The 506-nt window shown below is 31.2% G+C and carries 1 protein-coding gene; it reads left to right on the forward strand.

Translation table 11 applies throughout. From position 1 onward, the window contains the following. On the forward strand, positions 1-450 hold a 450-nt coding region (locus ABCO64_RS10870; RefSeq protein WP_343089495.1), incomplete at its 5' end, for a DUF3427 domain-containing protein. Positions 451-506 lie beyond the last annotated feature (56 nt).

The following is a 506-nucleotide window of genomic DNA, read 5'->3' on the forward strand; positions in this document are numbered from 1 at the left end:
AAACTATATTATCCGTATAAAATGAAAGATATGGGGTTTTTAACAAATTACACTAAATCTTTCTCCTCCATTCGGGGCGCCGGTGTTTGGAGAAATGGGAATCATTTTTATTTGTTTGTTGATCTACACAAAGATGAAGATATTAAAGAAAGCACAAGGTATGACGATAAACTTATTTCTAGAAAACGTATGCAATGGGAAACACAAAATAAAACCACACAAGATTCTAAAGTAGGAATGGATATCTGTTTGAATCAATCTAGAGGGATAATCCTTCACATGTTCATCAGAAAAGCTAAAAAGATTGGTACACAAAACCTTGATTATATTTATGTTGGTAAAGTTAATCCTATCGAATATCATGGCAATGCACCGATAAAATTATTGTTAGAGTTTGAACAAAGACTCCCTAAATATTTGTATGATGACCTTACATTGAACATCAAATAGTTAATCAAATGAATACTTAGTGTTTTTCAACTATTGTGCCTTACCTTCTTTAATGT

Origin of the sequence: Methanocalculus natronophilus, assembly GCF_038751955.1 — an archaeon.
Classification (GTDB): domain Archaea; phylum Halobacteriota; class Methanomicrobia; order Methanomicrobiales; family Methanocorpusculaceae; genus Methanocalculus; species Methanocalculus natronophilus.